The following is a 16,873-nucleotide window of genomic DNA, read 5'->3' on the forward strand; positions in this document are numbered from 1 at the left end:
AGCCCGTCTATCATCGCGACACATCAACAAGTGACATGCCGTCCCGCCGCGCGGGCGGCGCCCAAGGCAGCCTGTCGGGGCTGCCCTGCCGGGGGAGTGTTGTCCGATGGCCTTCAGCGAATCCACGGTGACCCTGAGGCGCGCCCTCGTGCTGGCCAACCTGGTCGTGCTGGCCCTGCTGGCCGCGCTGATCACGCTGCAGGCCCGCACCGACCGGGCCCGGGTGATCGAGATGGCCTACCGGGACGCCGAGAATCTGGCCGATGCACTGGCCGAGCACACGCGCCAGACCCTGGCGGCGCTCGACCTCGGCCTGACCTCCGCCATCGCGGCCCTGGGCTCGCCGCCGAAGGACCACGCCCGGCTGCACGAGGTGCTGGCCGGCCGCCAGGCCGGCTCGGCCGGCACCTACGCCTATTTCATGCTCGATACCCAGGGCCGCCTGGTGGCCAGCTCCCGCACCCCGCAGCCCGAGCCCGCGGACCTGTCGGACACCGACGAGTTCCGCGTTCACCGCCAGCGGCGGGACGTCGGGCTCTACCTGGGCAAGCCGCGCCTGGGCCGCGTCGGCTATGCCCAAGGTCAGTGGATCGTCAATGCCTCGCGGCGCATCGAGACACCCGATGGACAGTTCGCCGGCATCGTGGCTGCCGTCGTCTCGCTGGACCATCTGCGCCGCTTCTACGACAAGCTGCGGCTGGGGGAACAAGGCGCCGTGGGGCTGTTCAGCGCCGAAGGCGTGCTCATCGCGCGCAGCCCCTGGGTCGAGCGTTTCCTGGGCCAGGACTTCAGCGGCCAGGCCGTCTACCGCGACCAGTTGGCCCGCCAGCCCCGGGGGCGCTTGTCCGGGGCTTACGTCACCGACGGCGTGGAACGTCTGTCCGCCTTCCGCCGGGTCGGCGACACCGCAGCCACCGTCTACGTGGGCCTGGGCCGCGACGAGGTGCTGGCCCCCTGGCGCGAGCGGCTGGTCTTCCAGGTGGCCATCGGCGCCCTGGCGATGTCCGTGTTCTTCGGGGCCTCGGCGCTGGCGCTGAACCATGTCGTGCGGCGCGAGCAATGGCAGCGCCAGCGTTCGCAGCGGCTGCGCGATCTCGCCGAGACCTTCGCCCGGCTGGTGCATGCCCCCACGGTCGAGGCGCTGCTCGAGCAAACCCGTGAGGCCGCGTGCCGGTTGATCGGTGCACAGACGGGCCGTGTTCACCTGGTGAGCCCCGGGGCCACCCCCGCCCCGCAGGCCGGCAGCCCGCCGGCAGACAACGCCGCGCAGCCCGGGACACCCGGGCGGCCGGGCCAAGGCGGCCAGGCGCAGCTGGCCGTGCCCCTGGTGGGGCAGGACGGTCATCGCCTCGGCCTGATCGAGCTGGCCGACAAGCCCGAAGGCGCCTTCACCGCGGACGACCGCAACGAGCTGATGCAACTGGCCAGCGTGGCCGGCGCGGCGCTGGAGAACCTGCTGTCGGGCCAGGAACGCGAGGCCGCGCTGGCGCAGACGCAGGCGGCGCAGGCGCGCATCGAGACCATCCTGTCCTCGATCTCCGATGCCGTCTATGCGCTCGACCCCGACTGGCGCTTCACCTACCTGAACGACGAGGCGCAGCGGCTGCTGCAGCGCCGCCGCGACGAGCTGCTCGGCCGCAACGTCTGGGAGGCCTTTCCCGAAGCGCGCGACACCGTGCTCTACACCGAGTACCAGCGCGCCTGCGCGCACAAGGTGTCGGTCAGCTTCGAGTTCTTCTACCCCCCGCTGCAGACCTGGTTCTCGGTGCGCGCCTTCCCCCATGACGACGGCCTGACCGTCTACTTCCAGGACATCACCGAGCGCGTCGAGACCGAAGCACGGCTGCGCCAGGCGCAGAAGATGGATGCCCTGGGCCAGCTCACCGGCGGTGTGGCCCACGACTTCAATAACCTGCTCACGGCCATCCTCGGCGCCGTCGATGCCCTGGACGAGCAGCTCGCCGCCGGCCCCGACGGCGCACGCCCCCACGTCGCGATGATCCGCCAGGCCGGCGAGCGCGCCGCCGCCCTCACCCACCGGCTGCTGGCCTTCGCCCGCAAGCAGCCGCTCGATCCGCGCCAGACCCAGATCAACGAACTGCTGGCCGACTTCGAGCCGCTGCTGCGGCGCACCCTGGGCGAGCACATCGACATCGAATTCGTCCGCGGCAGCGGGCTGTGGAAGGCCCTGGTCGACCCCAACGAACTGCAAAACGCCATCCTCAATCTCGCGATCAACGCCCGCGATGCCATGCCCGACGGCGGCCGGCTCACCATCGAGACGGCCAACATGTCCGTCGCGCGCGACTATGCCGAGATCCACGGCATCCAGCCCGGCCAGTACGTGCTCGTGGCCGTCTCCGACACCGGGCCGGGCATGCCGCCGGAGGTGGTGGCACGCGCCTTCGATCCCTTCTTCACCACCAAGCCGGCCGGCCAGGGCTCGGGCCTGGGGCTGTCGATGGTCTACGGATTCGCGCGCCAGTCCGGCGGCCATGTGAAGATCTACAGCGAGCCCGGCCACGGCACCACGGTCAAGCTCTACCTGCCGCGCGCCGATGCCGCCACCGAGGCCGACTACCGGCGCGTGGAACGCGCCCCGCTGGCCCCGGGCCACGAGCATGTGCTGCTGGTGGAGGACGACGACCTCGTGCGCCTGGTCACCGTGGCCAGCCTGGAAAAACTCGGTTATCGGGCCACCGTGTGCAGCAGCGGCCGCGAAGCGATCGAGCAGTTGCGCCACGGCCCGCACTTCGACCTGCTGCTCACCGATGTGGTGCTGGCCGGCGGCATCTCGGGCAAGGAGGTGGCAGCGGTCGCCGCCCAATTGCGCCCCGGCCTGAAAGTGCTGTACATGTCGGGCTACACCGAGAATGCCATCGTGCACCACGGCCGGCTCGACCCCGGCGTGCACCTGCTGAGCAAGCCTTTCCGCATCGACGAGCTCGGCCGCAAGCTGCGCGAGGTGCTCGACGGCTGATCAATGCCGGTCGCTGCGCGCGATCTCCAGCAGGTGCGCCACCTCTTCGGCGTGGTGGCGCAAGTTGTAGGCATGCCAGCGACCGATCGCCCACATCGTGCCGGCCACCACCAGGCCGAAGGCCGTGATCGCGCCAAACGCCGACAGGCCCAGCTTGGTCATCACGGTGTAGAAAGCCCCCAGGCCCAGGATGCAGGCCTGCTCATTGAAGTTCTGCACCGCGATCGAACGGCCCGCGCCCATCAGGTTGTGGCCGCGGTGCTGCAGCAGCGCGTTCATCGGCACCACCAGAAAGCCGCCCAGCCCGCCCAGCAGGATCAGGAAGGGCGCGGCCACCCAGACGTTGTCGATGAAGTTCATGCCGATCACCAGCACCCCCATCGCGATGCCCAGCGGGATGACCCGCGTGGCCCCGTCCAGGCGCATGTAGACCGAGGCCACCACCGCCCCCACCGCCGTGCCCACCGCCACCACCCCCACCAGCGAGGAGGCCTGCGTCGTGGTGTAGCCCAGCGCCGCGGCCGCCCAGGCCAGCACGATATAGCGCAGGTTGCCCGAGACGCCCCAGAACAGCGTGGTCGTGGACAGCGAGATCTGCCCCAGCCGGTCGCGCCACAGCCGCCGGTTGCAAGTGCGGAAGTCGCGCAGCATCTCCAGCGGCGAGGCCGGCAAGGGCTGCAGCGTGGCGCTGGTGCGTGGGATGAAAAGATTGAACACCGCCGCCACCACATAGAGCCAGATGATCGCGGCAATGGCCGCATCCGGCGCGTTGGCGATGCCGGTGTCGATTGCGGGCAGCAGGTCGATGGACAGCAGCCAGTTCCCCAGCACCGGCCCGACGAGCTGGCCGCCCAGCAACACCCCCAGGATGATGGAGGCGATCGTCAGCCCCTCGATCCAGCCATTGGCCTTGACCAGCTGCGAGGGCGGCAGCAGCTCGGTGAGGATGCCGTACTTGGCCGGTGAATAGGCCGCCGCCCCCAAGCCCACGATGGCATAGGCCACCAGCGGATGGGTGCCGAACAGCATCAGCAGGCAGCCCGCCACCTTGATGCTGTTGGAGACGAACATCACCTTGCCCTTGGGCAAAAAGTCCGCAAACGCCCCCACGAAAGGCGCCAGCACCACGTAGAACAGCGCGAACATCGGCACCAGGGCCGCGCGCTGCCATTCACCGGTGCCCGACAAGCGCAGCAGTTCCACCGCCGCGACGAACAAGGCGTTGTCGGCCAGCGAGCTGAAGAACTGCGCCGACATGATGGTGTAGAAGCCTTTTTTCATTCGCTGGGCTCGCTGGGCGCCGGCTTCCGGGCTGCGTGAAATCCTTGAGACTGCGGGGGCAACGGGCACTTCCTCGGGGCCGGAAGCGCCCGGGTTTATAGCATGCGGTGGCGGCCCTGCCGTGACCGGAAAACCCGTGAAAGCTTCGTCCGCAACGCTCCAGCATCGCATCCGATGCGGCGGGGCCGCTGGCAGAATCGACCGGTCCTCCCCCCCCCCCCCCGGAACCTGCGGCCATGCCCCGTCCCATCGAAGCCCTGATCCACCCCGACGCCCTTGCACGCAACCTGCAGCGCGCCCGCGCCGCCGCGCCCGACGCCAAGGTCTGGGCCATCGTCAAGGCCAACGCCTACGGCCACGGCATCGAGCGCGCCTACGCCGGCCTGCAGGGTGCCGACGGCTTTGCCCTGCTCGACATCGCCGAGGCCGAGCGCGTGCGGGCCCTGGGCTGGCGCGGCCCGATCCTGCTGCTGGAAGGCTGCTTCGAGGCCCGCGACCTGGAAGCCTGCTCGCGCCTGAATCTGTGGCACGTGGTGCACACCGAGCAGCAGATCGACTGGCTGGCCACCCACAAGACCACCTGGCCGCACCGCGTCTTCCTCAAGTTCAATTCCGGCATGAACCGGCTGGGCTTCCAGCGCGACGCGTTGCGCACCGCCTGGCTGCGCCTGAGCGGCCTCACTCAGGTGGACGAGATCTCGCTGATGACCCATTTCGCCGACGCCGACAGCGACCGCGGCATCGCCCAGCAGGTGGCCGCCTTCCAGGCCGCCACCGCCGACCTGCCGGGCGAGCGCTCGCTGTGCAACAGTGCTGCCACCCTGCGCCATGCCGGCGCGCATCCCGAGGTGCGCGCCGACTGGGTGCGCCCGGGCATCATGGTCTACGGCTCGTCCCCCGATTTCCCCGCCCACACCGCCCGCCACTGGGGCCTGCTGCCCACCATGACCCTGAGGTCCCGCCTGATCGCCACCCAGTCGCTCGAGGCCGGCGACACCGTCGGCTACGGCAGCACCTTCACCGCCCCCCATCCGATGCGCATCGGCGTGGTGGCCTGCGGCTACGCCGACGGCTACCCGCGCCACTGCGGCACCGGCACCCCGGTGCTGGTGGACGGCGTGCCCACCCGGGTGGTCGGCCGCGTGTCCATGGACATGCTCACCGTCGACCTCACCCCGGTGGAACAGGCCGGCCGGCACGCCGATCTGGGCGCCGAAGTCACGCTCTGGGGCCAGGGCCCCCACGGCAGCGTGCTGCCCATCGACGAAGTGGCGATGGCCGCCAACACCGTGGCCTATGAACTGATGTGTGCGCTGGCTCCGCGTGTGCCGGTGACGGTACGCGATTTGTGGCCGCAGACGTCATAGTCCAGACAACAGGGGCTGGCACGTCGCTCCCTCATCCGCTGCGTGGCGAGCCCTGCCGGTGCTTGGCGTGCCGACCACGGGCCCGGCGCGGCACCCTGGCCGACCTCGCCCCCAGCGTCGCTGGTCCGGTCGTCAGAGCAGGGCCTGTTCGAGCCGTTGCTTGCGGGGCTGCCAATCCGGCATGACCTGTCCAAGCCAAGCGAAAAACTCCGAGCCGTGATTCTTGTGAATCAGGTGGCACAACTCGTGCACGATCACGTATTCGACGCACGGTCGCGGTGCTTGCACCAGCCGTGAGTTCAAGGTCATTTGCCCGCCGGGGGACAAGCTTCCCCATCGGCGGCGCATCTCACGCACGACGATGCGCGGCCTCTCGTGCCCAAGACGCTGGAACGTATCGAAGACATCCCTCAGCACCGCATCGAACACCTCGCGGGCGCGCCCGAGATACCAACGTCGCAGCAACGCCTTCACCTTCGATGGTGGCAGGTTCCCAGGGCCGATGACCCACATCTCGCCCCGGGTCAGTTTCACGTGATCTTGTTGGGCGTCCGGGTCGTGGGCCTTGACGCGCAGTCGGTACTGTCGCCCCAGGTAGCGATGTGATTCACCGCTCAGATACTGCCGGGGTGCAGTGTGGGTTTCATAACGCGAGAACGTTTCCAGCTGGCGGCTGACCCAGCCGGCGCGCAGGCGAAGTTTCTCTTCGATGGTGGCGTCATTGCATCCGCTGGGCGTCAGCACGAGAACGCGCCCGTCCGGGTGTACTTCGATGCCCAGTGTTCGTCTCAACGGGCGCTCGACGACCTGATAACGGATGATCTCGTCGCCGTAGCAAACCGAGCCCCACCTACCGCTCATAACACCATCCGGTGCCTGGCCAACTGCATCGTCCGGCCGATGATGTCGTCCATCTCGCCGGTGGTGAGCATGACCCCCTTCTTGCCCTTGACCTCGTCGTACAGGTAGTCGTCGATCTCGTTCATCGTTCGGCGTTGTGCGTCCAGGTCGTCCCAAAAGCCCACCTTCTTGTTTCGTTGAATGATGGCCCAGATGTCAACAGCCGCATCGGCAGCCAGCGTTGCTGCCGTCTCTTCCGCTTTCACGTGGCCTGCCACGTAGGGCTTGAGAACGCCATACAAAGCAAGGGCATGGTCATGACCGGCCAAGCGCGCCGGGGCATCCTCACTGCGCCGGTTGACCACCGCATCCTTGATCTCACTGACCTTGTTCAGGTATTCCAGATCGGAGATGCGTTGGGCCCGAAAGTCGTCGATGGCCTGCTGGATGAGCTTCGAGAACTTCTCGTAGAACGCAGGGTCTTGCTCCAAGCGCTCGCTGATGGCCTTCTTGGTTGCGTGCGCGATCATGTCCGCCTTGGCGGCCGTCGTCCTGGTCTCACCTTGTTCTTCGACCACCTGCTTGAACGCCTTCTCATCGAAGATGTTCACGGGTTCATTCAGGCGCACCACTTCGTTCGCCGAGATGTGCGTATCCAAGAGTTTCTTGATCTTCGGCTCGAAGTCCCGGTAGTCCACCGATTCGGCGTAGCGCAGCTTGACGGACGCCTTCAGGCTCAAAAACCGCTTGAGATCGTTTTTGTAGGACTGCAGCTTCTTCTCTGGCGTCGATGCGATGAACTGCTCGGACGACATCGCGATCGACAAGGTCTTGCCATAAGCCGCCAGTCGCTCATAGAAAGAGTCGCGCAGCTTTTCATCCGCCAGCAGCCGCTCGTAGGCTTCTTCGTCGTGCTGGTTCTTGACCTCTTTGAAGAGGTCCCAGAGATCGGCGTGGCGCTGAGGCAGCTTGGCCACTTCTTCATGGATGCTGACCAAGGCCCCCGCCAGGTCGTCCTCGTCAAAGCCATCCAAGGCGCTATAGGTGGTCAGCGCCTGATCGAGCTCGCCCAAAATACCGGCGTAGTCGATGATGTAGCCGAACTCCTTGGGTTTCATGCCCTCGTCGTCGTCATACAACCGGTTCACGCGCGCGATCGCCTGAAGCAGCGTGTGCTCGCGCAGTTTGCGCGTCAGGTACAGCACCGTGTTGCGTGGCGCGTCGAAGCCGGTCAGCAGCTTGTCGACGACGATGAGAATCTCCGGATCGTCGCCGTGCTTGAACAGGTTGATGATCTGCTTGTTGTACTCCTCCTCGGAGCCATACCGCTTCATCATCCGTTCCCAGAAGGCGACGACCTCATTGGATGGCTCGTCGTCTACCTCCTCGTTGCCCTCGCGGGTATCCGGTGGCGAAATGATGACTTCGCTGGTCACGTGCCCGATCTCGTCGATGAACTTCTTGTAGGTCAGCGCGGCCGCCTTGCTCGGGGCGACGAGCTGCGCCTTGAAGCCCGTGCCCTGCCAGTTCTGCCGGAAGTGCTCGCTGATGTCGAAGGCGCGCATGTAAATCACCTGGTCGGCCTTGTTCAGCATCTCGGCACGGCTGTACTTCTTCTTCAAGTCGGCCTTCTGCGCGTCCGTCAGGCCTTGCGTGTGGCGCTCGAACCAGGTGTCGATGGCCTTCTCGTTCTGCTCCATCTCCACATGCCGCGCTTCGTAGAGCAGCGGCACCACCGCCCCATCCTTGACGGCCTGATCGATGGCGTAGGTATCGATCAAGCCACCGAACTTGGCGAAGTTGTTTTTCTCCTTTTTCATCAGCGGCGTGCCGGTAAAGCCCAGGTAGCAGGCCATCGGGAACATCTGCCGCATGCGCGCGGCAAAGCCGCCGAAATTGGTGCGGTGGCTCTCATCGACCAGGATGAAGATGTCGGCCGACTCCTCGACGTGCTTCTTGATCGACAGCGCCTTGTCAAACTTGTGAATCAGCGTGGTGACGATGTGCGCCTTGCTCTCGGACACCAGCTCCAGCAGGTGGCGCCCGCTGTCCGCCCGGTCGGGCGCGAGACCACAGGCGGCGAAGGTGTTGCCGAGTTGTTTGTCGAGGTCCACCCGGTCCGTCACCAGCACGATGCGTGGGTTGCGGATGTCCGGGTCCAGGGCCAGCGCGCGGGCCAGCATCACCATCGTCAGCGACTTGCCCGACCCTTGCGTGTGCCAGATGATGCCCCCCAGGCGTCGTCCCATGTCGTCCCGGTGCTTCACCCGCTCGAGCACCCGCTGGATGGCGAAGAACTGTTGATACCGAGCGACTTTCCGAACGCCGCCATCGAACACGGTGAACTGCAGCGCCAGGTCCAGTAGACGCGCAGGGCGGCACAGGCTGTAAAGCGTCCTGTCCTGTTCTGTCACCTGGCGCTCGCCCTCTCGTTCCATCGCGTCGAAGAACGCGCGAGCGATGGCGAAGTCGCCCGAGAACAGGGCTTCCTTATCCTGGGGCTTCAGCGGGGCATTGACCACCGCCGCAACTGTCTTCTCTTCGTCAAGTTGCTCGCGCCACAAGGCCCAGAACTTGGCCGGTGTTCCGGTTGTGGCGTACTGGCCGCCGTTCTTGTTCACGCCGAGCAGCAATTGCGTGTAGGTAAAAAGCTTAGGGATGTACTCCTCACGCTGATTGCGGATCATTTGCGACACCGCCTGGCCGACCTCGACCTTGGGCGATTTGCACTCGATGACGGCAAACGGAATGCCGTTGACGAACAGCACGATGTCCGGACGGCAAGTCTCTTGGCTTCGGGTACGCTCGACCGGGAACTCGGCAGTCACGTGGTAGTCGTTGTTGGCCGGATTCTTCCAGTCGATGTAGTGGAGGGTGAAGCTCTTGCTGTCGCCCTCGATGGACTGCTCCAGCGACACGCCCAACGTCAACAGGTCGTAGATGGCCTCGTTGGTCTTCAGCAGGCCATCGTATTTGACGTTCTTCAGGCGCTGGATGGCCGTCTGGATGTTCTCCTCGGAGAAGAGGTAGCTTTGCCCCTTGTACTGGATGCGGTTGTTCTTCTTCAGTCGCTCGCGCAGCACCCCCTCCAGCAGCACCTGCCCCGGCTTGCCACCGCGTGCGGCCAGCGCCTGCTCGGGCGTGAGGTAGGTGTAGCCCAGGCTGATGAGCAACTGCAGCGCGGGGATTTGCGAAAGGTACTTCTCGTTGAAGTGAAAACCGCTCATTTGACCGCTCCTCGCAGTACGCCTTGGAGCGCATGACGGCTCGCAACCAGATTGATATTGGCCTTGAGCAATGCCTCGCCAGAGCTTCGGAGTCGTGTTTTGCGCATCGTTAGTTACTCATCAAATCACCCAAGCTGGGTGCTTGATAGCGTTGAAAAAGTCGACGCACTCGGATTTCGGCGTCCGCCCCAGCCGTTCCCGTCGGGAATCAAGCTTGTGAACCAGGCCCTCGTAGAACGCCTGTTCCCCGGGATAGGCTTCCGGAGACGCCTTGAGCTCTAGCCATCTGCGATACACATACGAAACTGCATCGGCAACTTGAACAAGTGAGGAATGTTCCGACTTGATGGCGAATGCGGTGTTGATGATTTGGTCGAAGCGTTCTGATTGCTTGAGCTGTTGCCACACCGCCTTGCCCTTGATGGTCCTGCACTGTTGGTAGAGCCCGTCAAACCAGGGATTCGCGTAATACAGGCCATCCGACAGCTTGGGCATGTGAACCTTGTTGTCGTCAAAGATGATGACAGACAGGCCCTTGTTGTTCGACTGCGTCTGCATCTTCTTCTGGATCAGTCCACTGATGAACATGCCAAGCAGGGTCCAGTAGTCCTTCGATCCAGGTATCGCGTATGCGCCACTGGCACAAGCTGCATTGAAGGCTTGGAAGGACATACCGAAGCCGTAGATCCTCGACACCTCAACGGCCAGGTCACACATGCCCGTGAGGAACTGTTTGCGCTCATCAGGGGCTACGACGTTCCAGCCGCCTTTGCCATTGATGAAGGCTTTGGTCTTGAGCTCCTTCGGGGAACCTGGATGCTTTGCCAAAAAAGCGGCCAAGGCCTGATCGAACTGGCTTGTGTACTTGCGCAGGCGGTACGCATCGATCAGCAACCCGGCCATGACGAACACGTCACCTTCGCCGGCGTCTCCCGACTCATCGATATAGGCGAACTTCATACGGCCACCTCCTCGGGAACAGGCACGCGCCACTCGCCCGTGAGCAGCTTTTGCATCAGGCCGCGTTTTTGGCGCTTGAGGGCGTCGAGCGACCTTTCGAACAGGTCGATTTCCTCGCGCAGCGCGTTGAGGTAGCGGGCGATGGCGGTTTGGGTGGAAAGATCAGGCAAGATGACTGGAAAATTCTCTAGGTCTGACCTCTGGATGTTGGGCAATCCTGATCCAACCCGTAGCGCCATGACGCGTTCTTGATTGCCTTTGAGGCAATGAAACAGGTAGTGGACATCCACGATCTTTGCTACATCCTTGAGGGCGTAGCAGTGACCACCACACCAAAAGCGCTCGCTGTTATAGGAAACGAAACCGCATGAGTTACCACCTTCACTGATCGTGATTGTGTTCGCTTCACAATTCCAATCCGTTGTCCGGCCCGAAGGTTTTGTGCCGCCGTTGAGAGCGTAGTAAGGACCATCCTCGACCATGGCATCGCGGTTGAGCTGCTGGCCCTTCCAGACGGTGGCAATCTCAGCTAGCGTGACTGTGCGGCAAGCATTGCGTTCGCGAACTTCGCGGGCAACGGCGCCGACATGCGTGCGTGGATGCTGGCCGCGACTGATGAGGCGTGAGAGTTCGTGGGTGTAATGGCGCTCCTTAGCCGCAATCAGGCGCTCGGTGGTTTCGATGGCCCGATACCAATCACCAACGATCGCTGCGATGTTTTTCTGTTCCCACACCGATGGAAGCACAACGGGTATGCCCTCAACCGTCGCTTGATTGATCTTTTTCATGCTTCCGCTTGTACCGGTAGCATGCTTCTGGATATAGCTGACAACAGCTTCGCTCTTCAGATAGAGTTCCAAGTAATCCGGATCGACCTGGTTTGGATTGGGTCGAAAACGCATCATCAAGTCGGGGTAAGAGCACTGTTCGATCTCGCCTCGGAATACGCCGACGCGCCCCACCTTATCTGCGGTATTTGAGCGGCTAATCAGAAAATCACCAGGTTCTAACCGAAACTTGTCAACCAGGGGGTCGTCAATGGGGGCAGGTTTCAAACCGCTTGGATTGAAACCGTAACCGTCTAACGCGGCCAAACTGAGGACCCACTTACCTGTGGGCGTATCTGGGCATACTGGGGAGTAACCGTTTTGTGGGCGCTGTTCAAGAAGGGCTCCGAGTGGGGCTACCTCGAATCTTGGTTTCATCATTTTCCCTTCCTCCCTGGGCGTCCCAACTCCCGCTCGATCCGCTCCAACGCCCGCACATCCTCCGCATCGGCCGTCATACTTCCCCGCACCACCCGGTCGAAATCGGAAACATACTCCGCCTCCTGAATGCGCCGGTATTTTTCGAACTCGCTTTCCGCGTGCAGGCGGGCTGCTTCGGCGCTGATGCGGCCAGCATCACTCAGGATGCCGCGGTCGGTCAGTTCCAGAAAGCGGTCGAGCTGCTGGGCCCAGTCTTCCATCGTCATGGGGATGTGGCGGCGGGCGCGGTCTTCGGCGAGGTCGAGGTAGCTGTTGACGAGCCGCCCCAGCGCTTGCAGTTCGTCCTGGGTCAGGTAGTTCTTGGCGATGGTGACGTCGCTTTTGAGGATGCGGCCGTGCGGTGCTTTTTCCCAGGAGGTCAGGCCCATGTGGGGCTTGCTGGCATCGGCGCGGGCGTGGATCAGCTCGGCAGCGGTCTGGCCGTGGATGGCGTAGTGCAGCTTGTTTTGCACCTTGGCAAAGAACGCGCGGGTGGTGGGGGCAGCCGCGTCGTAGTCGATGGCGGTGGCGTAGATGTCGGTGATCTTCTGGTAGAAATGCCGCTCGGAGAGGCGGATTTCGCGGATTTCTTCGAGCAGGCGCTGGAAGTAGTCCACGCCGAGGAAGGTGCCGTTTTCCAGCCGTTTTTTGTCCAGCACGTAGCCCCGGATGGCGAAGTCGCGCAGCACCTGGGTGGCCCAGCGGCGGAACTGGGTGGCGCGCACCGAGTTGACGCGGTAGCCGACGGAGATGATGGCGTCCAGGTGGTAGTGCTTGGTCTGGTACTGCTTGCCGTCGGCCGCAGTGATCCGGAAATTCCGGACAACTGCGGCTTCGTCCAGCTCGCCGCTGGCGAAGATGTTGCGCAGGTGTTCGCTGATGGTGCGCACGTCCACGCCAAAGAGCGCGGCCATCAGCTTTTGGGTGAGCCAGATGGTGTCGTCCTGGTAGCGCACCTCGATGCTCTGCTCGCCCGCTTGCTGGGTGAAGATGAGAAACTCGGCGGCACTGGCGCGGATGTGCAGCGTGCCGTCGGTGGGTGGTGTCGGGGCGGTGCGTTTGCGGGTCATACGCCCTCCACCCCCAGGGCCTTGAGGTGCTCGCGCATGCGGGCGCGCACGTCCGCCAGCTCTCGTTCGAGCCGCTCGATCTCACGCTGCACGGCGGCGACGTCGATTTCCGCCTCTTCCTCGAAGGTATCCACGTAGCGGGGGATGTTGAGGTTGAAGTCGTTCCCGGCGATCTCGTCGAAGCCGGCGACATAGGCGTACTTGTCCACGTTTTGCCGGTTGCGCACAGTGGCGACGATCTTGTCGAAGTGCGCCTCGGAGAGCTGGTTCTGGTTCTTGCCGGGGATGAACTCGCGGCTGGCGTCGACGAACAGCACGTCCCGCACGTGTTCGCGCGGGCCGCCTTTCTCGCGCGCGCGGTCGAACAGCAGGATGGCCACCGGAATCGAGGTGGTAGGGAACAGGTTGCCCGGCAGGCCGACGACGGCATCGAGCAGGTTTTCTTCGATCATCGCGCGGCGGATGCGCCCTTCGGCACCGCCACGGAAGAGCACTCCATGCGGCACGACGACCGCGACCCGGCCTTCCTGAGGCAAGGCACGCTCGATCATGTTGGTGATGAAAGCCCAGTCACCCTTGGACTTGGGCGGCACGCCGCGCCAGAAGCGGTTGAAGCGGTCGTTATCCGCGTGGTCCGCACCCCACTTGTCCAGCGAGAACGGCGGGTTGGCCACGACCACGTTGAACTTCATCAGCCGGTCGCCTTCGATCAGCGCCGGGCTGTTGAGCGTGTCGCACCACTCGATGCGGGCGGCGTCCTTGCTGTGGATGAACATGTTCATGCGCGCCAGGGCCCAGGTGGCACCGTTGACCTCTTCGCCGAAGAGGGCGTAGTTGTGGCTGCCTTGGGCCTCGACCCATTGGGCCGCTTCGATCAGCAAGCTGCCGGAGCCGCAGGAGGGGTCACAAATACGGTCGCCGAGCTTGGGGTTGGCCAAGGCCGCCAACAGGCGCGAGACCATCTTGGGCGTGTAGAACTCGCCCGCCTTCTTGCCGGCATCCGACCCGAAGCGCTCGATGAGGTAGATATAGGTGTTGCCGATGACGTCTTCGGCCACCCGAGAGGGGCGCAGATCGAGCTTGGCGAAGTCCTCCAGCAAGGTCTTCAGGCGGCGGTTGCGGTCCTTGGCCTTGCCGAGGTTGGCCTCGCTGTTGAAGTCGATGTTGCGGAAGACGCCCTCGAGCTTGGCCTTGTTCGCATCTTCGATGTGGTCAAGCACGATGTTGATCAGCTCGCCGATGTTAGGCTCGTTGCGGCGTTCGTACAGCGCGTTGAAGTCCCCCAGGAATCGGTCGATGACGCGGACTTTCCCGGTCTGTGGATCTTCTTCTTTCAACTCGACATACGGCAGGACGAAGCGCTCGCGCTCGAGCTTGCGGCGGATGCGTTCGTCGTCATCGCCGTACTGGGCCTTGTATTCGGCGTAATGGTCGTTCCAGAGGTCGCTGATGTACTTCAGGAACAGCATCACCAGGATGTAGTCCTTGTACTGCGCGGGATCGACCACGCCCCGGAACGTGTCGCATGCGGCCCAGGCGGTGGCGTTGACTTCTTGTTGGGTGAGCTTTTGGGTCATGGGGTGTTCCAGTTCATGATTTCCGGCTTCACGCCTGCGCGGCTTGCTGTCGCAGGATGCCATCGAGCAGCGCCTTGCGGCGGCACCTCAATTCCTCCAACAAGGCAGCCTCGCGCGACGCGAGCTGTGCGATCTCGACGATGAGTCGCTGCCTATCAAGCGGCGGCAGGGGGACTTCGAGACCATCGAGCACCGCTTTGCCGATCATCTTCACAGCCGTTCCGGCTGCCTGCTCAGCAAGTACGGCCTGAGTCGCCGGGTGGTTGATGAACCACTGCAGGTAGGCGGGCTCGACGATATCGGCCTTTGGCCGGATCAGCAGCATCGGTGCAGCCAGCACGGCACGGCCAATGCCGGGGCCCACGAGCGCAGCCGAGTAGGTCACGCCCCGTGACCGAAACAGCAGGTCCCCCGCCTGAACCAGGTGCCGGTCTTTCAGGTCGGGCATCTGGACGCGCGCCAAGCCATCCGGGTGGAGCAGGTTTGCGTCGTCGATGTCCTTCATCTGGATGACAGCGACATCGCCTTCCGCAATCGTTTCCAGGCGGCTGCGAAACGAGTAGCCCATGCGGACCTCTGCGACGTCGAGCAGGAAGGCATTCATCGTGCTGTAATCAGATTTCTGTATTCAAATATGCTTTGTGAGCGAATCCTAGGCGTTTAAGATCAGTCCATCAAGTGCTGTAAAGAGGTTTCTGGGAATTTATGCAGGGGGCCGGGGCAGATACTCTGACGAGAGCCAGTGCGGCCAAATCATCGAATCCATGCCCTCAAGGCCCAGGCATTGCTATCCGGGGTCGGAAAGCAGACGCGGGCTCGGTTCCGTGCCCGCCCCACCAATCACGAAACCCCAATCGTTCGCGGTTGGGGTTTTCTTGTCCCATGCTGCCGCTTACCGCGTGAGACCTGCGAGAGCGACTCACCACTTCCCTTGGCTGACCCTCGCGCCCCCTGATCCGATCGCCACGACGTTCTGAGGCTTGGCCGGATCGTTCTTCATCAGGGGTTGCTCGCCGAGCTTCACGCCCTTGGCGGCGACGCTGTCCATCCCCGCCAGCTTCTTTGCGCCGCCAAGCGCCGCGAGCCGGTCGTCGTAGTACTCGAACCACGGCAGACCGGCGTTCGTATAGTCGGCTGCCGACGGAGGCTGTCCGGGCGCAGGCCGGCCGGTGGCGTGTATCCATTGCGCACTGTTGAGGATGTGAACGAAGCATCGGCTGGAGATGGACAGGTCCCAGGCGTCGTACCCGTACGCATCTTCGTAGATCGTCTGCCGCATGAGCCCGCCGGGTGCCAAGCCCATCGACAGCGGCTCGCACGCTTCGGCAACGCTGAAGTAGACGCCGGCCTCATGAACGCGCGTGCTGCGCTTGAGCATCTCTTCGTAGCGTTCGCGCTTCATCGGGTACGCGATGATCTGGAGGCCGCCATGCTCTGCGACGCCGCATAGCTGCTCCTCCGCGGTGTAGCCTTGCCCCAGCGGCATGGCGACGAACTGGCGGATCAACCCCTTTTGCACGCAAAAGCCGTCGAGCCAGGGCTGATCGGGCACCACGAGGTAATCCTGTGGATCTTGACCCAGAACGTTGCTCCATGCGTCGCCGGTCACTGCGTTGACCTTGCCGGCGGCGATCTTGATGGCAAAGGGATAGCGCGTTGCACTGGACAAGTTGATCCACAGGGCTTCGGCCTGGTACATGGGCAGCAGCACGCCGCCATGCTCGACCCATGCAGGAGGCAATCGCGCGGCATGGTCCTCGACGTGCTCCATCGGAAAGCGCCCCAAGCCCGGCGGCAGGGGGTACTCCCGGTTGTCGTCAGGGATGCGCAGCGTGCGCTGAAAGTTGACCTGGCACACCGCGTCCTTGTGCACCTCGGGAAACCGAAAGATCAGTTCGTTGTTGCTCAGCTCGATCATGGTCCGTGCTCCTTTGCGGGGCTACCAAGCCCCGTCCCTGACTTCCCGAACCACACGAAGGATGGCGTGATCGGGGACTTCTTTCAGCTGCCGCAACAGTTCCGCAAAGAGCCTGGGGCGCTGCATGATGATGTGCTGCAAGTCGCTGGAGAGCTTGCCAGCCAGGGCGAGCAAGACATCCTTGTCCTCGCCGAGGACCTCCGCCAACTTCACGATGACGTCTTCGGACGGCGGCGGGAAAACGCCCCGCTCGATCTTGGACAGGTAGGCCGGCTCGATCCCGACGCGAGCGGCCACCTGGCGGAGCGAAAACGATCGGTCGCCCGCGTGAAGGGCCTCTCTGGCCTGTCGAATGTGTTCACCAAATGGCATGATGTGTAGTGTGTACTACACATTCATCATCAAT

The 16,873-nt window shown here is 63.8% G+C and carries 12 protein-coding genes; 2 read left to right on the forward strand and 10 right to left on the reverse strand.

Annotated features, from left to right (window positions below):
• Positions 1–106 precede the first annotated feature (106 nt).
• On the forward strand, positions 107–2,980 hold the full coding sequence (locus tag AC1ECW_RS01680) for an ATP-binding protein (RefSeq protein ID WP_481201032.1): 2,874 nt from the start codon (positions 107–109) through the stop codon (positions 2,978–2,980).
• Here the strand turns inward: AC1ECW_RS01680 and lplT are convergent, their stop codons facing one another.
• Entirely contained in the window at positions 2,981–4,261 is a 1,281-nt protein-coding gene (gene lplT / locus AC1ECW_RS01685; protein WP_409710174.1) for a lysophospholipid transporter LplT, read from the reverse strand.
• A gap of 236 nt (positions 4,262–4,497) precedes the next feature.
• On the opposite strand from lplT, the gene alr reads away from it, so the two are divergent.
• Positions 4,498–5,628 (forward strand): alanine racemase, encoded by a 1,131-nt coding sequence (alr, locus tag AC1ECW_RS01690; protein ID WP_481201033.1) that lies wholly within the window; start codon positions 4,498–4,500, stop codon positions 5,626–5,628.
• A gap of 132 nt (positions 5,629–5,760) precedes the next feature.
• Here alr and AC1ECW_RS01695 read toward each other — a convergent pair whose 3' ends face one another.
• The 9 genes from AC1ECW_RS01695 to AC1ECW_RS01735 all read right to left on the reverse strand — a co-directional run bounded on the left by AC1ECW_RS01695 (position 5,761) and on the right by AC1ECW_RS01735 (position 16,839).
• Positions 5,761–6,489 (reverse strand): M48 family metallopeptidase, encoded by a 729-nt coding sequence (locus AC1ECW_RS01695; RefSeq protein WP_481201034.1) that lies wholly within the window; start codon positions 6,487–6,489, stop codon positions 5,761–5,763.
• Positions 6,486–9,695: a type I restriction endonuclease subunit R gene (locus AC1ECW_RS01700; RefSeq protein WP_481201035.1), complete on the reverse strand. Its 3,210-nt coding sequence runs from the start codon at positions 9,693–9,695 to the stop codon at positions 6,486–6,488. Before AC1ECW_RS01700 ends, AC1ECW_RS01695 begins: the two co-directional genes overlap by 4 nt.
• Positions 9,696–9,815: 120 nt before the next feature.
• Entirely contained in the window at positions 9,816–10,655 is an 840-nt protein-coding gene (locus tag AC1ECW_RS01705; RefSeq protein ID WP_481201036.1) for a DUF3800 domain-containing protein, read from the reverse strand.
• Positions 10,652–11,710: a restriction endonuclease subunit S gene (locus tag AC1ECW_RS01710; RefSeq protein WP_481201037.1), complete on the reverse strand. Its 1,059-nt coding sequence runs from the start codon at positions 11,708–11,710 to the stop codon at positions 10,652–10,654. The genes AC1ECW_RS01705 and AC1ECW_RS01710 overlap by 4 nt, the downstream gene beginning before the upstream one ends.
• Positions 11,711–11,859: 149 nt before the next feature.
• Positions 11,860–12,972: a virulence RhuM family protein gene (locus AC1ECW_RS01715; RefSeq protein WP_481201038.1), complete on the reverse strand. Its 1,113-nt coding sequence runs from the start codon at positions 12,970–12,972 to the stop codon at positions 11,860–11,862.
• Positions 12,969–14,549, reverse strand: coding sequence for a type I restriction-modification system subunit M (locus tag AC1ECW_RS01720; RefSeq protein WP_481201039.1), 1,581 nt, complete (start codon positions 14,547–14,549; stop codon positions 12,969–12,971). Before AC1ECW_RS01720 ends, AC1ECW_RS01715 begins: the two co-directional genes overlap by 4 nt.
• 28 nt (positions 14,550–14,577) lie before the next feature.
• Positions 14,578–15,153, reverse strand: coding sequence for a restriction endonuclease subunit S (locus tag AC1ECW_RS01725; protein ID WP_481201040.1), 576 nt, complete (start codon positions 15,151–15,153; stop codon positions 14,578–14,580).
• A gap of 315 nt (positions 15,154–15,468) precedes the next feature.
• Entirely contained in the window at positions 15,469–16,467 is a 999-nt protein-coding gene (locus AC1ECW_RS01730) for a hypothetical protein (protein ID WP_481201041.1), read from the reverse strand.
• A 21-nt stretch (positions 16,468–16,488) separates the two neighbouring features.
• Entirely contained in the window at positions 16,489–16,839 is a 351-nt protein-coding gene (locus AC1ECW_RS01735) for a helix-turn-helix domain-containing protein (protein ID WP_481201042.1), read from the reverse strand.
• Positions 16,840–16,873: the final 34 nt, after the last annotated feature.

Source organism: Caldimonas hydrothermalis, from assembly GCF_056746695.1.

Coding starts and splice junctions, on each gene's coding strand:
- AC1ECW_RS01680 (WP_481201032.1), top strand. CDS start 107: ATGGCCTTCAGCGAATCCACGGTGACCCTGAGGCGCGCCCTCGTGCTG.
- lplT (WP_409710174.1), bottom strand. CDS start 4,261: ATGAAAAAAGGCTTCTACACCATCATGTCGGCGCAGTTCTTCAGCTCG.
- alr (WP_481201033.1), top strand. CDS start 4,498: ATGCCCCGTCCCATCGAAGCCCTGATCCACCCCGACGCCCTTGCACGC.
- AC1ECW_RS01695 (WP_481201034.1), bottom strand. CDS start 6,489: ATGAGCGGTAGGTGGGGCTCGGTTTGCTACGGCGACGAGATCATCCGT.
- AC1ECW_RS01700 (WP_481201035.1), bottom strand. CDS start 9,695: ATGAGCGGTTTTCACTTCAACGAGAAGTACCTTTCGCAAATCCCCGCG.
- AC1ECW_RS01705 (WP_481201036.1), bottom strand. CDS start 10,655: ATGAAGTTCGCCTATATCGATGAGTCGGGAGACGCCGGCGAAGGTGAC.
- AC1ECW_RS01715 (WP_481201038.1), bottom strand. CDS start 12,972: ATGACCCGCAAACGCACCGCCCCGACACCACCCACCGACGGCACGCTG.
- AC1ECW_RS01720 (WP_481201039.1), bottom strand. CDS start 14,549: ATGACCCAAAAGCTCACCCAACAAGAAGTCAACGCCACCGCCTGGGCC.
- AC1ECW_RS01725 (WP_481201040.1), bottom strand. CDS start 15,153: ATGAATGCCTTCCTGCTCGACGTCGCAGAGGTCCGCATGGGCTACTCG.
- AC1ECW_RS01730 (WP_481201041.1), bottom strand. CDS start 16,467: ATGATCGAGCTGAGCAACAACGAACTGATCTTTCGGTTTCCCGAGGTG.
- AC1ECW_RS01735 (WP_481201042.1), bottom strand. CDS start 16,839: ATGCCATTTGGTGAACACATTCGACAGGCCAGAGAGGCCCTTCACGCG.